Genomic DNA, 17,272 nt, shown 5'->3' with positions numbered 1-17,272 from the left:
ATCCGGCCCTGCGGGTTACGAAGGGCGCGCGACGAGGGCGTCGCGGCCGAGCCCCCGCAGGGAGGCGTCCAGCACCTGCGCGGTGTGCGCGACCGCGATGCCGGCGCCGCGCCGGCGCAGCGCGGTGGCGATCTGCATCGAGCAGCCGGGGTTGGCGGCGACCAGTAGTTCGGCTCCGGTGGCGTCCACGTTCACCGCCTTGCGGTCGCCGAGTTCACCGGCGGCCTCCGGCTGGAACAGGTTATAGGTTCCGGCGGATCCGCAGCAGATGTCCGGTTCGGCGATCTCCCGGACGGTGAGCTCGGGGATCGCGGCCAGCAGCGCGCGCGGCTGGCTGCGCACGCCCTGGGCGTGGGCGAGGTGGCACGCGTCGTGGTAGGCGACGGTGACCGGAAGTGGCCGCCGTTCCGCGCGGGGCCCGAGTTCCACGAGGTACTCGGCGAGGTCCCGGGTCTTCGCCGAGAGCGCCTTCGCGCGCTCCGCCCACGCGGGGTCGTCCGCGAGCAGCGCCTCGTACTCCTTCATCGCCGAGCCGCAGCCCGCCGAGTTCACCACGATGACGTCGACGGACTCGAACGTCTCGACCGTCCGGCGGGCGAAGGCGCGGGCCTCGTCCGCGCGCCCGGAGTGCATGGACAGCGCCCCGCAGCACCCCTGGCCCCGCGGGATGACGACGTCGCAGCCCTCCAGGGCGAGGACGCGGGCCGTGGCGGCGTTGACGCCGGGGAAGAACTCGCTCTGCACGCAGCCGGTCAGCATCCCGACCGTGGCGCGGCGCCCGCCGCGCGCGGCGACCCGCTCGGGGAGCCGCGGCGCCTTGCCGAGGGGCGGGGCGAGCCGCTCCATCGCCGCGATCGACGGCGACAGGCGCTCCAGGATCCCGCTGCGCCGGACGAGACGCTCCAGACCCGACTTCTGGTACGCGCGCAGGGGGCCGCGCAGAGCGCGCAGCCTCCGCTTGTACGGGAACAGTTGGAAGACCATCTCCCTGACGGCCCGCTCCTTCAGCGAACGCGGGTGCTCGTTCTCGACGTCCTCACGGGTGATCTCGATGAGGCGGTCGTATTGGACGCCGGACGGGCAGGCCGTCACGCACGCCATGCACCCGAGGCAGCGGTCGAAATGCTCGGCCATCGGCCCGCTGAGCGGTTCGCCCTCCGCGTGCTGCTGCATGAGGTGGATGCGGCCCCTGGGGGAGTCCATCTCCTCGCCCCACAGCACGTACGTCGGGCAGGTGGGCAGACAGAAACCGCAGTGGACGCAGTCGTTGAGGAGATTCGGGAGGTCGTCGTGGCCACTCATCAAATACCTCCCACAAACCGGCCGGGGGACAGCCTGTGATCCGGGTCGAACTGGTCTTTCACGCGGCGCATCAGCGTGAGCGCCGGCACCGGGCCCCACAGGTCGATCTCGCCGCGCACCTCTTCGGGGGCGTAGCGGACGATGGCGTGGCCCTTATGCCGCCCCAGCACGTCACGTAGTCGCCCTAGGACGTCCGCCACTTCGTCTGGCGGCGTCTCAGCAGCGAGACCCACGTGCCCGTGGCCGCTGCCGCTCCAGGTGAGGGCGACGTCCGGCCCGAGCAGGGTGAGCAACTCGCGAAGGGACGGCGGCGGGGCGCCTATGTCTATGAGCGTGGTGCCGTCGGGGTAGCGTCCCCAGCCGTCTGGAGCGGATTCGGTGATTTCGGCGTTCTCGCCGAGCAACTCCGCCGTCTGCCGAGCGCGCGCGGCGACACCCTCCGGTACGCCTTCGAGAAGCACCGAGACCGTACCCGGGCCGATGTACTCGACCGCGCTGGGCGCCACAGGGGAGTGCAGGACGCTCTGGACGGCGTCGTGCGCATCCTCCGGGCCGCTCACGGCGCACGTAACGTACGCGGACGCGGCGGGCACGGGATGCAGGCGGAACGTCGCCTCCACGATCAGGCCCAAGGTGCCGAACGAGCCGGAGAAGAGCCGCCCCAGGTCGTATCCGGCGACGTTCTTGACGACCTTGCCGCCGGACCGCGCGACCTGGCCGTCCGCCCGGACGACCGTGAGCCCGATGACCAGGCTCCGCGGCGTCCCGTACAGCGTGCGGAGCGGGCCGGCGGCGCCGCTCGCGATCGTCCCGCCGACCGTTGAGCCGGGCAGCGGGACGTCCAGCGCGAGCCGCTGCCGGTGCTCGGCGAGCCGCTCGGCCAGCACCTCCATGGGCAGCCCCGCCTCCGCCTTCGCGACGAGGTCGCCGGCCGTGTGCTCGATGAGCCCGTCCAGCCGGTGGGTGTCGACCAGCAGATCGCAGCGCTCCGGGGGCGTCCCCCAGTCCAGGCGGGTCTCGGCCCCGCGCGGGACGACGGCGAGACCCTTCTCGGCGGCGACGCGCATGACGTCGGCGGCCTCGGCGAGGTCCTTCGGGGCGGCGACGAGCGCGGGTTCGACGCCGAGCACGCCTTCCGCCGGCTCACCGGGGCGTACGTCGGCGCAGACCTTCGCGAGGGCGTCCAGGGGCCGCATCAGAAGATGTCCGCCTTTCCTTCGTACGGGTGGGGGCCCTTGCGCTTGCCGGGCACCTCGCCGCACAGCCGCGGCGTGGGGAAGACCTTCCCCGGGTTGCACAGCCCCGCCGGGTCGAACCCGCAGCGGACCATCTGCATCGTGTCCAGGTCGGTGTCGGTGAACATGCGCGGCATGTACCGGGCCTTGTCGACGCCCACGCCGTGCTCACCGGTGATCGAGCCGCCGTGCTGGATGCACAGGTCGAGGATCGCGCCCGACACCGTCTCCGCGCGCTCCTCGGCGCCCTCCTCCGCGTCGTCGAACAGCACCAGCGGATGCAGGTTCCCGTCGCCCGCGTGGAACACGTTCGCCACCCGCACGCCCGACTCGGCCGACAGCGCGTCGATGCTCGCCAGGACCTGCGGCAGCACCGTCCTCGGGATCACGCCGTCCTGGACGAGGTAGGCGGGGCTGATCCGCCCCACCGCCGCGAACGCCGACTTGCGGCCCTTCCAGATCAGCGCCCGCTCCGCGTCGTCGGCGGCGATCCGGATCTCGAACGCGCCCGCGCCCCGGCACAGCCGCTCCACCTCGGCGAACTGGGCCGCGACCTCGGCGTCCGGGCCGTCCAGCTCCACGATCAGCACCGCCGCGGCGCCCGCCGGGTACTCGCAGCGCACCGCCGCCTCGGCCGCCTCGATGGCGAGGGCGTCCATCATCTCGATCGCCGCCGGGACGACGCCCGCCCCGATGATCGCCGACACCGCCGTGCCGCCCGCCTCGACCGAGTCGAACGCCGCCAGCAGCGTCTGCACGGTCTCGGGGACCCGCGTCAGCCGCACCGTGATCTTGGTGGTGATGCCGAGCGTGCCCTCGGCCCCCACGAACACGCCGAGCAGGTCGTAGCCGGGCGCGTCCGCCGCCAGCTCGACCAGCTCGCCGTCCGGCGTGACGACCTCGCAGGCCAGGACGTGGTGCGCGGTGAACCCGTACTTCAGGCAGTGCGCGCCGCCCGAGTTCTCCGCGACGTTCCCGCCGACCGAGCAGATCTGCTGGCTGGACGGGTCGGGCGCGAAGTAGTACCCGTACGGCCGGACGGCCCGCGTCACGTCCAGGTTGATCACGCCGGGCTCCACCACGGCCCGCTGGCCGGGGATGTCGATCTCCAGGATCCGGCGCATCCGGGACGTGACGATCAGCACGCCGTCCGCGCGGGGGAGCGCCCCGCCGGACAGGCCCGTCCCCGACCCGCGCGCCACGTACGGGACGCCCGCCGCCGCGCACTCGCGCACGATCGCCGCGACCTGCTCGGCGGTGTCGGGCAGCACGACGATCCCGGGCGTCGACCGGTGGTTGGTGAGGCCGTCGCACTCGTAGGTGCGCAGCCGCACCGGATCGGTGATCACCCGGTCCGGCCCGAGCATCGCCGTGAGCCGGGCCTCGAGCGCCGTGAGCATCGTCTCCATCCTCTCCACGATCCCCCGCCCGCGAACCGGCCGCAAGATCCCGCCGGAAGCCGAGAAAACGTTTCCCGGCACAGGGCGCCCCGGGCGGCCGGCGCTCGCCGCGCCGGCCGCCCGGGACGCCGCTCGCGGGTGCTTACGGGAACTGCTGGTAGGCCGGGGTGGTCAGGAACTCGGAGTACTCGTCGGCCAGGGTGACCTCCTTGAAGAGGGTCACGGCCTGGTTGTAGCGGGGCTCGTTGTAGGCCTCGCCCAGCTCGGCGCGGATCTTGCCGAGCTCCTCGTCCAGGAGCTGCTCGACCCACTCCTTGGTGATCTTCTTGCCCTCGGCGGTGGAGACGCCGTTGTAGATCCACTGCCACACCTGGGAGCGGGAGATCTCGGCGGTGGCCGCGTCCTCCATCAGGTTGTGGATCGCGACCGCGCCGGCGCCGTCCAGCCAGGTGGCGAGGTAGCGCAGCGCCACGTCGATGTTGTTGCGGACGCCGGCCTCGGTGATCTCGCCGGGGGTGTCCTTGATGTTCAGCAGGTCGGCGGCGGAGACGTTCACGTCCTCGCGGAGCCGGTCGCGCTGGTTCGGCTTGTCGCCGAGCACGCCGTCGAACACCTCGCGGCAGACGGGGACGAGGTCGGGGTGCGCGACCCAGGAGCCGTCGAAGCCGTCGCCGGACTCGCGGGTCTTGTCGGCGCGGACCTTCTCCAGCGCGACCTTGTTGACCTCCTCGTCCCGGCGGGACGGGATGAACGCCGCCATGCCGCCGATCGCGTGCGCGCCGCGCTTGTGGCACGTCCGGACGAGCAGCTCGGTGTAGGCGCGCATGAACGGCGCGGTCATCGTGATGGCGTTGCGCTCGGGGAGGATGAACTCGGCGCCCCGGTCGCGGAACTTCTTGATGACGGAGAAGAGGTAGTCCCAGCGGCCGGCGTTCAGGCCCGCCGAGTGGTCGCGCAGCTCGTAGAGGATCTCCTCCATCTCGAACGCGGCCGGGATCGTCTCGATCAGCACGGTCGCGCGGATCGTGCCGCGCGGGATCTCCAGGTGGTCCTGGGCGAGGTTGAACGCGTCGTTCCAGAGCCGCGCCTCGAGGTGGCTCTCCATCTTCGGCAGGTAGTAGTACGGCCCCTTGCCCTTGGCGAGCTGGCGGCGCGCCGAGTGGAAGAAGTACAGGCCGAAGTCGAACAGCGACCCCGACATGGGCTCGCCGTCGATCAGGAGGTGCTTCTCCTCCATGTGCCAGCCGCGCGGCCGGACGACGATGGTCGCGAGCTCCTCGTCGGCCTTGAGCGCGTAGGTCTTGCCGCTCTTCTCGTCGGTGAAGTCGATGGTGCGGTCGAGGGCGTCCCGCAGGTTGAGCTGGCCCTCGATCATGTTGGTCCACAGCGGGGTGTTGGCGTCCTCGAAGTCGGCCAGCCACACCTTCGCGCCCGAGTTCAGCGCGTTGATCGTCATCTTCCGGTCGGTGGGGCCGGTGATCTCGACACGGCGGTCCACCAGGCCGGGCGCGGGGTCGGCGACGCGCCAGGAGTCGTCGCCCCGGACGTTCGCGGTCTCCGGCAGGAAGTCCAGCGTCCCGCCCGCCGAGAGCCGGCGCTGGCGCTCGGCGCGGGCCTCCAGCAGCTCCTTGCGGCGGGCGCCCAGCTCGCGCTGGAGGGCGGCGAGCAGGCCGAGCGCCTCGGGGGTCAGGATCTCCTCGTACCGATCGCCGAGGGGTCCGGTGACCTCGATGCCTTCCAGTCCAGCCATCTGCCTGCCCTTTCGTCTGGTGAAATTCGACTTCTGTTATGTGGAGAACGGTACTCGGCGGTACGAGGCGCGGTCAAAGCGGGTGCACCGAAGGACCTCCCCGCGCGCGCTTAGGTCAACCCAGGGCGGAAACCATGGTGATAACCGGGTGACCAGTGGGGACGGTGCGTGAGACGATCGCCGGGAAGATACGGCCGCGAGGCGGCGTTCTACCGAGGACATATGACTCAACCTTTCTCTTCAGACCAGACCGAGTTCGAGACCGCCCAGGACGAGTTCGAGTACGAGCCCATGACGGGCGAACTCGACCTGGAGGACCGCCGGGCGCTCCGCCGCGTCGCCGGCCTGTCCACCGAGCTGACCGACGTCACCGAGGTCGAGTACCGCGCCCTGCGGCTGGAGCGGGTCGTCCTCGTGGGCGTCTGGACGGAGGGCACGGCCGAGGAGGCCGACAACTCCCTGCGCGAGCTGGCGCTGCTCGCCGAGACCGCGGGCTCGGAGGTGCTCGAAGGGCTCGTCCAGCGCCGGTCCCGGCCCGACCCGGCCACCTACATCGGCTCCGGCAAGGCCGCGGAGCTGCGCGACGTCGTGATCTCCACCGGCGCCGACACCGTCATCTGCGACGGCGAGCTGGCCCCGAGCCAGCTGCGGCACCTGGAGGAGACCGTCCAGGTCAAGGTCATCGACCGGACCGCGCTGATCCTCGACATCTTCGCCCAGCACGCCAAGAGCCGCGAGGGCAAGGCGCAGGTCGAGCTGGCGCAGCTCAACTACCTGCTGCCGCGGCTGCGCGGCTGGGGCGGCAACCTGTCCCGGCAGGTCGGCGGGCGCGCCGCGGGCGGCGTCGGCATCGGCGGCCGCGGCCCCGGCGAGACCAAGATCGAGCTGGACCGGCGGCGGATCCGCACCCGGATGGCCAAGCTGCGCCGGCAGATCGCCGAGATGTCCAAGGCGCGCGACACCAAGCGCGGCGAGCGGCGCCGCAACGCCGTGCCCGCCGTCGCCATCGCCGGCTACACCAACGCCGGCAAGTCGTCCCTGCTCAACCGGCTCACCGGCGCCGGGGTCCTGGTGGAGAACGCGCTGTTCGCCACCCTGGACCCGACCGTCCGGCGCGCCGAGACGCCCGGCGGCCGCGTCTACACGCTGGCCGACACGGTCGGGTTCGTCCGGCACCTGCCGCACCAGCTCGTCGAGGCGTTCCGGTCGACGCTGGAGGAGGTCACGGACGCCGGGCTGATCCTGCACGTCGTGGACGGCTCCGACCCCGACCCCGAGGCGCAGATCGACGCCGTCCGCGAGGTGCTGCGCGAGATCGACGCCGACAAGATCCCCGAGCTGATCGTCATCAACAAGGCCGACGCGGCGGACGACCTCGCGATCGCGCGGCTGCAGCGGCGCGAGCCGCACAGCGTCGTCGTGTCCGCCCGCACCGGGTTCGGCATCGAGGAGCTGCGCGCCGCCATCGAGGCCGACCTGCCGGGCCTGGAGAGCGAACTCCACGTCCTCGTCCCGTACGAGCGCGGCGACCTGGTCGCGCAGATGCACGAGCGCGGCGAGGTGCTCAAGCAGGAGCACATCGCCGAGGGCACCGTCCTGCACGCCCGCGTGCCGGCCGGGCTCGCCGGTGAACTCGCGCAGTACGAGACCGCCTCGCCCACGGCCTGAACCGCTCCGATTCGACCGGCCTCCGGGGAAACCCGGAGGTCGGCCGTTTTGTGGTGGCCTAAATCGCGTTCGTGGACGGCCCGAAACCGGCCGGACGGCCGTCGGGGTCGCCGAACGGTGACAGCTTGTCCAATCCGCTTGACGGACCGGTTGAAATCCGTACGGTCTAAGGGCTAGGGGCGGGGTGATGGTGGTCGATGCGCAATGACGAGAGGTTGTCGGACGGGCCTTCGGTGCACTACCGTGACGAAACCGATATCTCCGGTCTCGTTGCCGCCGATGGCCGTCCGGCCATCCGACCCTCCCACGGAGAGTCGCCGGCACCCAGTCGGTGTTTCGGATCGAGAGCAGGTGGCCATGGCAGGTCCGAACACTGGAACGAGGGCGGACGGCTCGCCCCAGCGCCATTCCGCGCGGCAGCGCGCACGCCTCCACGCAGGTCGGTGACCCTATGACGGTACGGCTGTTGACGAACATCGGCAGGCTCTGGACGGGCACCGACGTCTGCAGCAACGCCGCGGTGCTCATCCACGACGACCGGATCGTCTGGGCCGGGCCCGCGTCCGACCTCCCGCAGAGCGTCCCCGGCATCATCGACGACATCGTGGACGTCGACCACGTCGAGAACCTCGGCGGCGGCCTCGTCACGCCCGGGCTCATCGACGCGCACTCCCACCCCGTCTACGCGGGCAACCGGTGGGCCGAGCTCGCCATGCGCACCAGCGGGTCGTCCCATTCGGCCATCGCCGCGGCGGGCGGCGGCGTCAACTCCACCGTGACCGTCACCCGGGGGACCGACCCCTGGACGCTCTGCAACGGCGTCCGCGAGCGGCTCCGCCAGTGGATCCTCGCCGGCACCACCACCGTCGAGGCCAAGACCGGCTACCACCTCACCCGCGACGGCGAGCTCGCCGACATCCGGATGCTACGGTCGCTGGAGGGCGAGCCGTCCATGCCGCGCATCCACGCGACGTTCCTCGCCGCGCACATCCTGCCGCCCGAGTTCTTCGGCCGCCGCCGCGACTACATCGAGGCCGTCCGGCTGTGGGCCGGCGACGCCGCCGTGGCCGGCGCCGACTCCATCGACGTCTACTGCGACGAGGGCCACTTCACCGCCGAGGAGGCCCGCGCCCTGCTGCTCACCGGCAAGCGCGCCGGGCTGAAGGCCCGCATGCACGCCTGCGCCAACGAGCGCGTCGGCGCCGCGCAGGTCGCCGCCGAGGTCGGCTGCGCCTCCGCCGACCTGCTCACCCAGGCCAACGACGACGACATCAAGGCCCTCGCGCACGCCGGCGTCACTGCCACCGTCTGCCCCGGCAGCTCGCTGAACAGCAGCCGCGCACCGGCGCCCGTCCGGCAGATGCTCGACCGCGGCGTCACCGTCGCGCTCGGCACCGACCACAACCCCGGGCAGTGCGGCATCACCTCGATGCCGCTCGTCATCGGCCTGTCGGTCGCCATGTTCGGGCTCAGCGTGACCGAGGCCCTGCGCGCCGCCACGCTCGGCGGGGCCGCCGCCCTGCGCGTCGGCGACCGCGGCTCGCTCGCGCCCGGCATGCTCGCCGACATCGTCCTGTGGGACGCCGACCACGAGGGCGCGTTCGCGTGGGCGTTCGGGCTGCGGGCGCTGCGCATCTGGCGCGGCGGCGTGCCCGTCCAGCCCTGACGTCCCGCCCCGGCGGCCGGTAGGGTCGCCACCATGGGCAGTGCGGTCGCGGTCGTCACGGATTCCACCGCCTACCTCCCGGCCGGGCTCGCCGAACGGCACGGGCTGACCGTCGTCCCGCTGCAGATCGCCGTGGGCGGCGCCACCCGCGACGAAGGGGACATCAGCGCCGCCGAGGCCGCGCAGGCGCTGAAGGAATGGCGGCCCATCACCACGTCGCGTCCGGCACCGGAGCGCTTCGCGCAGGTCTACAAGGCCGCCGCCTCGTCGGGCGCGGGCCACATCGTCTCCGTGCACCTCTCCGCGGCCCTGTCCGGGACGGTCGAGGCCGCACGTCTCGCGGCCCGCGACGCGCCGGTGCCCGTGACGGTCGTCGACAGCGGCACCATCGGGATGGGGCTCGGCTTCGCCGCCCTTTCCGCGGCGGCCGCCGTCATGTCGGGCGGCACCGCCGAAGCGGCCGCGTCGGCTGCGGTTCGGCGGGCTGAGCTGACTCGGTCCCTCATCTATGTCGACACCCTTGAGCATCTGCGGAGAGGTGGGCGGATCGGCGCCGCCGCCACGCTCCTCGGCTCGGCACTCATGGTGAAGCCTCTCCTGGACATCGCCGATGGACGGATAGCGCCACTGGAGAAGGTGCGCACGTCCTCGCGCGCGCTTGCCCGGCTGGAGGAACTCGCCGTCGCGGAGGCGGGTGAGCGCCGGGTCGACCTGGGCGTCCAGCACCTGTTCGCGTCGTCCCGCGCCGAAACCCTTGCGGCCCGCCTCCGTGAACGCGTCCCCCATGTGGAGGACGTCTACGTCGGCGAGGTGGGACCGGTCATAGGCGCCCATGTGGGTCCCGGCATGCTGGGCGTGGTGGTGGCCCCGCACCTCTGACACTCGGGCCGTGGCCGGTCGCCCGGGGTGTTGTGGGCGCCGAGCCCGTCGCCGGATCTTCTGTGCGGTGCCGACGACCGAAGGGGATGCGGCTCTCCGAAAAAGATCTTTTGGGCCCGCTCGCCATGGACATCCGCGAATCTTCTCCAGCATTCTGCCGTGCTGGAGGTGAGGGCAGTATGTCCGAGACGGCAGCGAGCTCTGAAATAGACCCGGATGTCACGGTCCCCTGGGCATTACCCGTCATGAAGCGGTCGCTGGCGTTGCTGCGCGGCGGGCTGCTGAAGGCCGCCGCACCGGTGCTCGCCGTCGCCGTCCCGGCGGATCTGCTGTGCGCGGTCGTCGCGGTGCGGACGTCGGACGCGAGCGGCTACGTCGTCAACGGCGACTTCCGCGGCTATGGCGACGCCGACGGCGGCACGCTGATCGGTGCGCGGATCGCCTTGTGCGCGCTGCTGGTCGTCCACGCGCTGGCGGTCACGGCCCTGGCGCCGGTCGCCGCCGGCCTGCTGCTCGGCAAACCCGTTTCGGCGGGGGCGGCGATGAGGCGGGCGGTGCGTCCGGGCGCGGCGGTCGTCGCGGTGCTCGCCCTTCTGGTGCCGGCGGCCATCGCGGCCGGCGGCGTACTGGTGGCCGATGCCACGGGGAGACTGTGGGCGGGCGTGCTCGGCGGCGTGGTCGCGGCGATGCCGACCTGCTGGGCGCTGGTGGCATGGCCGCTGTCGGTGCTCGAACGCGGCGGTCCCCTCCGAACGCTCGCCCGGACATGGACCCTTACCCGCCACCGGCGCGGATACAGCTCGTGGAACATCCTCGTGTCCCTCGCCGTGCCCGCAGGGGTCGGCGCCGCCCTGTGGGCGGTGTCCTCGGGCGCGCGCGTGGTCCTGTTCCCCGTCCTCGTGGCCGTCGTAGCGGCACTGGCCATCCTCCTCCAAGCCGCGGTGCTCGCCATCGTCGCGTTGAACCAGTGGTACCCCACCGCCTGGCTGAGGCACGGCCGGCCCATCGATCTGGCGGAGGCCGCCGCGGGTCTGCCCGCCGGACGGCCCGTTTCTGCGAACCGTCCGCGCTCGGTGGCGCTCGGCGCGCTCGCCCTGGTCATCCCGGTCGTCCTGTACGGCGGGTACCTCTTCGCGGGTTCATACGGCCCACCCGCCGTCTCGGACCAGGTGGTCGACGGCAAGGTCGGGCTGGGACGCTCCATCGTGCAGGTGGTCGACGGCGTGCCCGTCGTCCTCAGTCCCGGGCGCCATGAGGGCTTCTTCCTGCGGGCTTGCGCCGACCGGCCATGCCGGACGATTGGCGAGTCGGAGTCCGAGCCCGACTACGCCGAGCAGCGGATGGGAGCGGCGGCCGCGCCGGGCGGCTCGCTTCTCGTCGCCGTCTGGCGGTCCGATGATGCGAAGGAGCTGTTCCGCTACGCGAGGCGGTTCCCCGACCGGACCGTGCTGCCCCTGGGGCTCCACCTGCTCACCTGTACCGTCCGGGGCTGCCCCGCCGATACGGGACCGGCGATCGCCGTCTCCGGCGCGAGCCTGATCGCCGGGGTCGACGTGGCCGCGACGGGGACCGGGGCGCTGCTCGCCACCGTCGCCGAGCGGCCGCAGGAAGAGGTCGGTGAGATGCGGCTCCTGCGCTGCACGCGGCTTCCCTGCACGCGTCCCGACACACTCTTCACCGACAAGGTGCCAACGCGGACGGGGCCGTTCCTGAAAGCCGTCGCGGTCACCACCGGCCGGAACGGGCGGCCGGTGGCCGTCTTCGGTCGGCCCGACGGCACGATCAGCATCGTCACCTGCGACGGTACGTCCTGCCGCAAGACACAACTGGTGGGCCATACCCCTGGGGACTCGCTGGTTTCGCCCTGGTGGCCGGACGCCGTGGACGTGGCCGTCCCGCCCGACGACCGCCCGCTCATCACCTACCGGGACCGGCAGACCGGCAGCGCCCGTCTGCTGCGCTGCCGGACCCCCGCCTGCGCGGCCACCGACAGCGTCGGCCTGAGCCCGACCGGTGTTCGGCAGGCGGCCCCGGCGATCGCCCTCGACTCGGACGGCCGGGCACTGATCGCGACGTACGACGCCGAACACGCGACCGTTGTGCTCATCAGGTGCAAGGACGCGGCGTGCACGTCCCGGGACCGGACGACGATCGGTTCCTTCGCCGGACTTCCCGCCCCCCTGGACCTGGCGGTGGACGGGGACGGACGGGCGCACGTGCTCTGGACCGACTTCGTGTCCAACCGTCCGCTGAACCCGCTGGAGCTGCACCATTCTGAACTCGAATTCTGACGCCGTGGAGCACCGCCGCACACGATCGCGTCCGTCGGCACGCCGCCGCTGAGCGGAGTTATCCACAGTTCCCGGACCTGCGGCGCGCACCGTGCGGGCCTCCCTAGCGTCGGACGGCATGAGACCCGACACGCAGGACCGCCTGCACGCCCTCATGGGGAGGCTGAAGCCGCCCGACGCGCCGCCGGCGGCCCGCTTACGCGCGACGCCCGAACGCTCCCACGTCCGGACGCTCGTCCTCATCGGCGTGGTCGCCGCCCTGGTCGCGGCCGGCTACCTGTGGCTCGCACGCCCGCGCCCGCAGGCGTCCGCGGCCCCGATGGCGAGCGCGACGCTCACCGACCCCGGCCCCACCGCCTCCGCGACCCCGGCGGCGGCCTCCTCCCCGGTGGTCGTCCACGTGCTCGGGAAGGTGAAGCACCCGGGCGTGGTCACGCTGCCGTCCGGCTCCCGGGTCGAGGAGGCGATCAAGGCCGCCGGCGGCGTCCGCCGGGGCGCCGAGACCGGCACGCTCAACCTCGCCCGCAAGCTCGTCGACGGCGAGCAGATCCCGGTGGGCATCCCGCGCCCCACCCAGGCGCCGGCCCCCGCCGCATCTGCCCCCGGCGCGCCCGGCACGCCCCTCGACCTGAACACCGCCACCGCCGACCAGCTCGACGACCTCCCCGGCGTGGGCCCCGTCCTCGCCCAGCGCATCGTCGCCTACCGCACCCAGCACGGCGGCTTCCGCTCGGTCGACCAACTCCAGGAGGTCAGCGGCATAGGCGCCCACCGCTTCGCCGACCTGAAACCCCTGGTACGCGTATGACCCACGACATCCGCCTACTGGCCCCGGCCCTAGCGACCTGGCTAACGGCCGCCACAACCCTGTCCCTTCCCCCGCAAGTCACCTACGCGTTAGCCGCCACAGCAGCCCTGACGTCCCTCTACCTACTAACCCCGCGTCGTCACCCACTACACGACCCGAACGACACCGCCCAACCCCACACCGCGCGCCACAACGAGCCAGGTAGCACCCCGCCGTCCGACACGCCGTTCCCGCCGCGCTGCTCCCGCGACGTGCGCGGCACCGCGGGTCCCCGCACCGAGCCTTCCGCACGTGGCGGCTCTAACGAAATGGACGGCTCCCCGGCGTCCCAGGTGCCGCCGGCCCCGCGCGCCCGGCCCGAAGAGCCGAGCGACGCCGCCTCGCAACACGGCACGGCTCCTGTACGTGATGGTCCCGATGGAAGGAGCGCCACCGCACCGCCCCCCAGTTGGACGACAGCGCAGCATCACGACCGCAAAGCGCCCGAGGGCCCGCCGCACGATCACAAAGGCCAGCGGACAGGACGCGGGGGAGCACGTCCGGTTCTCTGGTGGCTTGGTGGGTCGAGCGCGCGTGGCGCGGGCGCAGACTCCGGTGCGCGCCGCCATGGCGGCCCCGCTGCCGGATGGCGGGCGGGACGTGGGGGAGCGGCGTTGCTTGTGGTCCTCGCGTGGCTTGGACGGTCGGGGATAGCGAGTTCGTGTGGACAGTGTGGGGACTCCGGCGGGCGACGCCGTCGCGGCTGCGGCGGGTACGCAGCGGCAGGGCGGCGGGTTGTCGTCGGGGTCGTGTTGGCGTGTGCGGCGGCGTCGGCGTGCGGCGTGGCGCTTCGCGTGACGGCCGTGGGCGGCGGGCCCGTGCACGAGCTGGCGCGCGGCGGGCGGTTCGCGACGGCCGAGGCGGTGGTGACCGGTGACCCGCAGGCGAAGCCGGGTCATGCCCGGCGGGTGATCACCGTCCGGGCGCGGGCGGAGGCGGTGCGGCGGGTGAAGGTGCGCGTCCCGGTGCTGCTCATCGCGGGCGACCCTCGCTGGCTGCGCCTCGTTCCCAGCCAGCGGGTGCGGTTGCGCGGCCGGTTCGTCCCGCCCAGGGGCGGCGGTCTGCTGTCCGCGGTGGTGATCGTCCGGGGGCCGCCCGCCGTCCTCGGTCCGCCGTCCGCGCCGCAGCGCGCCGCCGAGCACGTGCGGGCCAGGCTGCGGGCGGCGGTGGACGGGCTGCCGCCCGACCGGCGCGGCGTCCTGCCCGGCATGGTCGTCGGCGACACCTCCCGCCTCGACCCCGCTCTCGCAGAGGACTTCCGCACCGCCGGGCTCACCCATCTCCTCGTCGTGTCCGGCGCGAACCTGGCGATCGTCGTCGGCGCGGTCCTCGGGCTGTGCCGCCTCGCGGGCCTCGGCCGCCGCCGCGCCCCGCCCGTGGCCGTCCTCGCGGTACTGGCCTTCGTCGTCGTCGCACGGCCGGAACCGAGCGTCCTGCGGGCGGCGGTCATGGGCATGATCGGCCTGCTGGCGCTGCTCACCGGCAGGGAGCGCCAAGGGCTCCCTGCGCTGGCCGCGGCCGTCCTCCTCCTCGTCCTGATCGACCCCGAGTTGGCGCGCTCCTACGGCTTCGCGCTCTCGGTACTCGCTACGGCCGGGTTGCTGGTCCTGGCCCCGCCGTGGCGGGAACGCCTCGGGCGCCGGCTGCCGGGCCCCATCGCCGATGCCCTCGCCGTCACGGCGGCCGCCGAGGTCGCCGTGGCGCCCGTCCTGGTGATGCTCTCCGGCGAGGTGGGCGTCGTCTCCGTCTTCGCGAACCTGCTGGCCGCGCCCGCCGTCGCACCCGCGACCCTCCTCGGAGCCCTCGGCGCCGTGACCGCCCTCGTCTCGCTGCCTCTCGCCCGGCTGGTCGTGTGGCCCGCCGGCCTGGCCGTCGGCTGGATCATCCGGGTGGCCCGCACGGCCGCGGCGCTACCCTACGCGACCCTCCCTTGGACCGGCGGAACCTTCGGCGCCGCGACGCTCCTGGCGGCAGCCGCGGTCGCGGTCCTGATCCTGCGCAGCCGCCGCCTCCGCCTGATCGCCGCCGCGGCCATGACCGGCGTGCTGATCGCCGTGATCGCCCTACGCGTGATGGCCCCCGGCTGGCCGCCGCCCGGATGGCAGATGGTCGCCTGCGACGTGGGCCAGGGCGACGCTCTGGTGCTGGCCGCCGGTCCGGGCCAGGCCGTCGTGGTCGACACGGGCCCGGAGCCAGGCCCTGTCGACCGCTGCCTGCGGCGCCTCCACGTGACGGACGTCCCGCTCCTGATCCTGACCCACCCGCACGCCGACCACATCAACGGCACGTCCGGCGTCCGCCACCACCGCACGGTCCACGAGGTGCTCACGACACCCCTCACTTCGGGGCGCGAGGCACGCTACACATCAGGGCTCCAGTCCCTTCGCGCCGAACCGGGCCAGAAATGGACCGTGGGCGACCTGACTCTCACCATCCTCGCCCCCCTCAGTGCCGCGCCCGCCCTCTCACCAAGCGATGACGGCACCACGATCAACAACGCCAGCGTCGTCCTCGTCGCCCGAAAACCGGGCTTCAGCGCACTCCTCGCAGGAGACATCGAAACGGAGGCCCAACGTGCCCTGGAGGCGACCGTCCCGCACGTCCAAGTCCTCAAGGTCCCGCATCACGGCTCTCCCAGCCAGGACCCTCGCTTCCTCGCCGCCGCCCACGCGTCCATCTCCTTGATCTCCGTGGGCGAAGACAACGACTACGGCCACCCGTCGCCCGCGACCGTCACCCTCCTCCGCCGCCTCCACACCCAAGTCCACCGCACCGACAAGGAAGGAGACATAGCCATAGTCCGCACCGCCACCGGCATCGCAGCCGTCCCCCGCCACTGACCACGAAGGGACGCGGCCCGAACAGGCGGCCTCGAACCCCATCGCACGCCCCGATACCCGTCGTCCCGCCCCCATAGGCCAGTCAGGGCATGGTGGGTGGCCTCCAGGGTTTGCCCAGATCAGAGGGGTGCGCTGGCTACCGGTCGCGCGAGGTGGGCAAATCCGTGCCGGCGCCTCCGCGGATTGGTCGTCAGGTCGGTGACGGCCTCCGCGGATCGGTCGCCTCATCGTGGTGGCGGCTTGGTTGGGATGGTCTCTTCTGCTTTGCTGCGGGAGCTTTGGGAGGGGCGTGGTTGTGTCGGGCGGGTTCGGGGACGGGGTGGGGCGTGGCATGCTGCTGGGGTGTCGGTTGAGCCCATTGTGCTGGTCGTCGGGGACGAGGAGTTGCTCGCGGAGCGGGCGATCGGGGAGGTCGTCGCGTCCGTGCGGGCGGGGGATCCGGAGGCGGAGGTCATTGATCTTGCGCCCGGCGGACTGGAGCCCGGGCGGATCTCCGAGCTGACGTCGCCGTCGCTGTTCGGTGGCGGGAAGGTGCTCGTGATCCGGTCGGCGCAGGATCTGGGGAAGGACCTGACCGCCGAGGTGCTCAGGTACGCCAAGAATCCGGCGGACGAAGTGGTGCTCGTGGCCGTCCACCCGGGTGGGGCCAAGGGCAAGGCGCTGGTGGACGGGCTCACCAAGCTCAAGGCGCGCAAGATCTCGTGCCCCAAGGTCACCAAGGTGGGGGAGCGGGTCGACTTCGTGCGGACCGAGATCCGCCGGGCTGGCGGGAAGATCTCGGCCGATGGCGCGCGGGGGCTGATCGACGCGGTGGGGAACGACCTGCGGGAGCTGGCGGCGGCGTGCAGCCAGCTGGTCGCGGACACTGGGGGGAAGGTCGACGACGCCGCCATCGCCCGGTACTACCGCGGGCGCGCGGAGGTCAGCGGGTTCACGGTGGCGGACAAGGCCATCGAGGGGCAGCTCGCCGAGGCGCTGGAGCAGCTGCGGTGGGCGCTCGCCACGGGGGTCGCGCCGGTGCTGATCGTCAGCGCGCTCGCGCAGGGCGTGCGAGGGCTGGCGAAGGTCGGCGGGGCGCCGAGGGGCGCTCGGGGCGCGGCGCTGGCGAAGGAGCTGGGCATGCCGCCGTGGAAGATCGAGCGGGTGCAGAAGCAGCTGCGGGGCTGGTCCGGGGACGGAGTCGCGCGAGCGCTCACCGCCGTCGCCGAGGCGGACGAGGCGGTCAAGGGCGGCGCCGCCGATCCCGCCTACGCGCTGGAGAAGACGGTCGCCACCATCGTCGCCGCCCGGGGCTGACACCGGCCGCGCCGCAGAACTTCGTCGGCACGGCTGCCTGGCCGTCGACGTTCGCGGGGGATGCCGAGGTGAGTTTCACGAAACGTGTGCGGACGGAT

At 72.7% G+C, this 17,272-nt stretch carries 11 protein-coding genes; 7 read left to right on the top strand and 4 right to left on the bottom strand.

Annotation, left to right across the window (positions count from 1 at the left end):
• Positions 1-15: 15 nt before the first annotated feature.
• The 4 genes from ABFX46_RS26325 to aceB all read right to left on the bottom strand — a co-directional run bounded on the left by ABFX46_RS26325 (position 16) and on the right by aceB (position 5,687).
• On the bottom strand, positions 16-1,302 hold the full coding sequence (locus ABFX46_RS26325) for a (Fe-S)-binding protein (protein WP_346046076.1): 1,287 nt from the start codon (positions 1,300-1,302) through the stop codon (positions 16-18).
• Positions 1,302-2,498, bottom strand: coding sequence for an FAD-binding oxidoreductase (locus tag ABFX46_RS26320; RefSeq protein ID WP_346046075.1), 1,197 nt, complete (start codon positions 2,496-2,498; stop codon positions 1,302-1,304). Before ABFX46_RS26320 ends, ABFX46_RS26325 begins: the two co-directional genes overlap by 1 nt.
• Positions 2,498-3,946: an FAD-linked oxidase C-terminal domain-containing protein gene (locus tag ABFX46_RS26315; RefSeq protein WP_346046073.1), complete on the bottom strand. Its 1,449-nt coding sequence runs from the start codon at positions 3,944-3,946 to the stop codon at positions 2,498-2,500. The genes ABFX46_RS26320 and ABFX46_RS26315 overlap by 1 nt, the downstream gene beginning before the upstream one ends.
• Positions 3,947-4,079: 133 nt before the next feature.
• Positions 4,080-5,687, bottom strand: a complete 1,608-nt coding sequence (gene aceB, locus ABFX46_RS26310) for a malate synthase A (protein WP_346046071.1) — start codon at positions 5,685-5,687, stop codon at positions 4,080-4,082.
• Between the two features lie 222 nt (positions 5,688-5,909).
• Between aceB and hflX the strand changes: the two genes are divergently transcribed.
• From hflX to holA, 7 genes are all read left to right on the top strand, one after another.
• Positions 5,910-7,355, top strand: a complete 1,446-nt coding sequence (gene hflX / locus ABFX46_RS26305; RefSeq protein WP_428831312.1) for a GTPase HflX — start codon at positions 5,910-5,912, stop codon at positions 7,353-7,355.
• A gap of 451 nt (positions 7,356-7,806) precedes the next feature.
• Positions 7,807-9,021, top strand: a complete 1,215-nt coding sequence (gene hutI / locus ABFX46_RS26300; protein WP_131939124.1) for an imidazolonepropionase — start codon at positions 7,807-7,809, stop codon at positions 9,019-9,021.
• A gap of 33 nt (positions 9,022-9,054) precedes the next feature.
• Positions 9,055-9,900 carry a DegV family protein gene (locus ABFX46_RS26295; protein WP_346046068.1) on the top strand — a complete coding sequence of 282 codons (846 nt, stop codon included), beginning with the start codon at positions 9,055-9,057 and terminating at the stop codon, positions 9,898-9,900.
• 245 nt (positions 9,901-10,145) lie between these two features.
• Positions 10,146-12,191 (top strand): hypothetical protein, encoded by a 2,046-nt coding sequence (locus ABFX46_RS26290; RefSeq protein ID WP_346046066.1) that lies wholly within the window; start codon positions 10,146-10,148, stop codon positions 12,189-12,191.
• Between the two features lie 118 nt (positions 12,192-12,309).
• On the top strand, positions 12,310-12,999 hold the full coding sequence (locus ABFX46_RS26285) for a ComEA family DNA-binding protein (protein WP_346046065.1): 690 nt from the start codon (positions 12,310-12,312) through the stop codon (positions 12,997-12,999).
• A gap of 833 nt (positions 13,000-13,832) precedes the next feature.
• Positions 13,833-15,878, top strand: a complete 2,046-nt coding sequence (locus ABFX46_RS26280; protein ID WP_346046063.1) for a ComEC/Rec2 family competence protein — start codon at positions 13,833-13,835, stop codon at positions 15,876-15,878.
• Positions 15,879-16,220: 342 nt separating this feature from the next.
• On the top strand, positions 16,221-17,174 hold the full coding sequence (holA, locus tag ABFX46_RS26275) for a DNA polymerase III subunit delta (protein ID WP_346046061.1): 954 nt from the start codon (positions 16,221-16,223) through the stop codon (positions 17,172-17,174).
• Positions 17,175-17,272: the final 98 nt, after the last annotated feature.

Origin of the sequence: Actinomadura chokoriensis, from assembly GCF_039529475.1 — a bacterium.
Taxonomy (GTDB): domain Bacteria; phylum Actinomycetota; class Actinomycetes; order Streptosporangiales; family Streptosporangiaceae; genus Spirillospora; species Spirillospora bangladeshensis.
This window is presented reverse-complemented; position numbering and strand designations above follow the sequence as displayed.

Bases quoted from the DNA above. Each gene is read 5' to 3' on its own strand.
- ABFX46_RS26295 (WP_346046068.1), top strand. From the start codon at position 9,055: ATGGGCAGTGCGGTCGCGGTCGTCACGGATTCCACCGCCTACCTCCCG.
- ABFX46_RS26315 (WP_346046073.1), bottom strand. From the start codon at position 3,946: ATGGAGACGATGCTCACGGCGCTCGAGGCCCGGCTCACGGCGATGCTC.
- hutI (WP_131939124.1), top strand. From the start codon at position 7,807: ATGACGGTACGGCTGTTGACGAACATCGGCAGGCTCTGGACGGGCACC.
- ABFX46_RS26290 (WP_346046066.1), top strand. From the start codon at position 10,146: ATGAAGCGGTCGCTGGCGTTGCTGCGCGGCGGGCTGCTGAAGGCCGCC.
- hflX (WP_428831312.1), top strand. From the start codon at position 5,910: ATGACTCAACCTTTCTCTTCAGACCAGACCGAGTTCGAGACCGCCCAG.
- ABFX46_RS26285 (WP_346046065.1), top strand. From the start codon at position 12,310: ATGAGACCCGACACGCAGGACCGCCTGCACGCCCTCATGGGGAGGCTG.
- aceB (WP_346046071.1), bottom strand. From the start codon at position 5,687: ATGGCTGGACTGGAAGGCATCGAGGTCACCGGACCCCTCGGCGATCGG.
- ABFX46_RS26320 (WP_346046075.1), bottom strand. From the start codon at position 2,498: ATGCGGCCCCTGGACGCCCTCGCGAAGGTCTGCGCCGACGTACGCCCC.
- ABFX46_RS26325 (WP_346046076.1), bottom strand. From the start codon at position 1,302: ATGAGTGGCCACGACGACCTCCCGAATCTCCTCAACGACTGCGTCCAC.